Annotated in this window: 4 protein-coding genes; all 4 read left to right on the top strand. The window is 44.4% G+C overall.

Annotation, left to right across the window (positions count from 1 at the left end; genetic code table 11):
• A partial coding sequence (locus PLH26_RS21140; protein WP_324588003.1) for a stage II sporulation protein M occupies window positions 1-504 on the top strand: 504 nt, incomplete at its 5' end.
• On the top strand, window positions 501-1,367 hold the full coding sequence (locus tag PLH26_RS21135; protein ID WP_324588002.1) for a hypothetical protein: 867 nt from the start codon (window positions 501-503) through the stop codon (window positions 1,365-1,367). The genes PLH26_RS21140 and PLH26_RS21135, both read left to right, overlap by 4 nt.
• On the top strand, window positions 1,364-2,590 hold the full coding sequence (locus PLH26_RS21130; protein WP_324588001.1) for a DUF4350 domain-containing protein: 1,227 nt from the start codon (window positions 1,364-1,366) through the stop codon (window positions 2,588-2,590). Before PLH26_RS21135 ends, PLH26_RS21130 begins: the two co-directional genes overlap by 4 nt.
• Before the next feature lies 1 nt (window position 2,591).
• Window positions 2,592-3,179, top strand: a 588-nt coding sequence (locus PLH26_RS21125) for an AAA family ATPase (protein ID WP_324588000.1), incomplete at its 3' end; no start/stop codon positions are given.

Genomic DNA, 3,179 nt, shown 5'->3' with positions numbered 1-3,179 from the left:
CTGGGCATTATGATCAATAATCTTTTTGTGGCATTTGGTTATTTTGCACAGGGACTTTTGCTCTGCATTCCACTCATCATTTCTTTACTTACCGAAGGCGTTCGGCTGGGCGCATTTGAACAAATGTTTTTTGCAAAAGGCCTGGGTATGCAATCTGTGCTGACTGTTTTCATCCACGGCACACTGGAAATATCGGCTATTGTAATTGCAGGAGCTGCCGGTATAGTATTGGGTAAGGGCTGGATGTTCCCCGGAACAGGTAAAAGAATAGACGCATTTATGCGGGGAGCCAAAGATGGCGTTATTATATTGGCCAGCCTTATACCGGTTTTTATGGTGGCTGCATTTTTTGAAGGATTCATCACCCGCTATTATACGATGCCCTGGTGGCTAAGCGGCTCCATTTTACTGATCTCTGCTTCCTACATCGCCTGGTACTATATTATTTACCCGGTGCGTTTGCAAAAGCGCATGTCGGCCAGGCGGCAAAACCTTATAATGTGATCCGACGCATATATATATACATTTCCCTTTCTGTTTGTATACATCTTTCTGCAACTGCTGCTGGCTATGGACAGGGATTTGGAGACAGCACCGGGGCAGCAGAACAGGAAGACAGTATAGAAGCGAGGTTGGACAGCCTGAGCGGATATCTTTCCGGCAATGAATATGATGAGCCTTACCAGGATACATTATATTTTTCGGGTAAGGAGCATCCCGGATCATTATACGATTCATCACCTGTAAAAAACAGGTTTGTTCCCGACTCCATTACCCAAAACCTGAAGAACGATAATGCTTTCTGGTATGCTAATGAAGACAGGCATGTACAAAACAAAAAGATCGAAAGCAATTCTTTTTGGGAAAAATTCTGGGAAGCCGTTTTTACGATGCTCCGTTCCCCCCTGTTCAGGCAGATCATGTGGATGCTTATGATCACATTATTTGCGGCTGCAGTTATCTGGTTCCTTGTTCAGAACAAAATGAATATTTTCGGTTCAGGCAAAAAGGTTATATTGCCTGTGCATGCAGAGAAAGATGATGCTGATAACATATTTACCGCCAACCTCCGGGAAGCCGCGGTTAAGGCGGCGGAGAAAGGAGACTATCGGCTGGCCATCCGTTTTTCTTACCTGCAACTGCTTAAAACATTTTCTGAAAATAGGCTGATCAGCTATGGCACCGATACCACCAACAGCCAATACCTGGATCAATTGTATTCACAGCCCTGCTATAAAGATTTTTTTAATGTTACCCGCAGCTATGAATACGCATGGTACGGCGAAATGCCGGTAACCCGGCAACAATATGAAACTGTTCTGAACGATTTTTCCTCACTGTACCAAAAAGCAGGCTTACCCGTTTGAAAAAAGCAATACCATACCTGTTAGGCGGCTTATTGCTTTTACTGCTGCTGGCATTGCTGGCAGGGGAAAATAAAAAGAATTTCGACCACAGGATCACATTAAATAAAAATGATAAGATCCCCTACGGAAGCTATGTAGCCTACCAGGGTCTTTCACATATATTTCCATATGCAAAAATAACCATCAACAAAAAAGCGCCGGGTTATTGGGATGAAACCGTATTGGATTATAGCGCCGGTAAACAGGCCATAATCATTATTTGTAAGGATTTTAATGCAAGCAGTGATGAATTGACCGAATTGTTTCATTTTGTTGGCAGGGGCAATGACGTGCTGATATCATCGTACGACCTGAGCAATGATGCACAGCATTTTTTTCATTTGAATCTAAGTTATGCAGATGCAGGCTTCCCGGTGTTTGATAATTACAGCGAACTGGATACCCTGCATTTAGGATTGACACATCCCCCGTTCTCGAAAACAGATAATCAGTATGGTTATCCCGGGAGAAAATTCAATTCATGGTTCAATACCGTTGATTCTTCCATGTCGTACGTGCTGGGTACATCGGGCGGGAACAGAGCTTCATACATTCGCTTGCGTGTAGGAGATGGCAGCTTTTTTATACACACTGCGCCGCTCGCATTCAGTAACTATTTTTTGCTGCATAAGCAAAACATGGGTTATTACAGCCAGTTGCTCTCGGCCATGGATGCAGGAGCCTCAACTGTGGCATGGGATGAATATTACCTGCATAAGCCACAAAACAGCGGTCAAAAAAAACCATCTCCACTCCGCGTATTGATGGAACAGCCTGCGTTTCGCATGGCTTTACTAACGGCGCTTGCAGGACTGTTTTTGTTTGTGCTGCTTGGCGTTAAAAGAAACCAGCGCATGATCCCTGTTATTGCCGCACCTAAAAACGATTCACTTGATTTTGTAAAAACCATCGGCCGCTTATATTTTCAAAAGCGGGACAATAAAAACCTATGCCGGAAAATGATCGTTTATTTTACGGAGCATGTTCACAGTCATTTTAATATGACTTCAGGAAATATGGATGCGGACTTTGTTACACGGCTTTCGCAAAAATCGGGTTGCGATGCGCATACCATTCAGGCTGTAACAGATTATATTCGCTTTATACAGGAAGCACCTGCTGTTCACGACCGGCAGGTGGCTGAATTTTATCAACTATTAGAACGCTTTTATAAAACTACTTAGCATGGAAGAAAATGTATTTGAGCCCCGGACAGATCTTTCGCAACTGCATGAAGCTGTAGCGCAAATGCGCGGTGAGATAGGCAGGGTAATTGTTGGACAGCACGAAATGGTGAAATTAATTATGGCTGCGCTCCTTGCCGACGGGCATGTGCTGATAGAAGGGGTTCCGGGGGTGGCCAAAACATTAACCGCAAGGCTGGTGGCCAAATGTATTGCATTGCATTTTTCACGTATACAGTTTACGCCCGATCTGATGCCATCCGATGTACTGGGCACTTCTGTTTTCGATCCAAAAGAAGGCGGCTTCCAGTTTAAACGCGGGCCTGTTTTCGGCAATATTGTTCTGGTTGATGAAATTAACCGTGCGCCGGCTAAAACGCAGGCGGCATTGTTTGAAGTGATGGAAGAAAAGCAGGTAACGGTAGACGGGTACTCGCATCCTATGGAAAAACCATTTATGGTGCTGGCTACACAAAACCCGGTAGAGCAGGAAGGCACCTATCGTTTGCCTGAAGCTCAGTTAGACCGGTTCCTTTTTAAAATAACCGTTCCCTACCCTACCGAAGAAGAGGAGATCGCCATATTGAAC

The sequence above is a fragment of the Agriterribacter sp. genome (assembly GCF_035444585.1).
Taxonomy (GTDB): domain Bacteria; phylum Bacteroidota; class Bacteroidia; order Chitinophagales; family Chitinophagaceae; genus Agriterribacter.
This window is presented reverse-complemented; position numbering and strand designations above follow the sequence as displayed.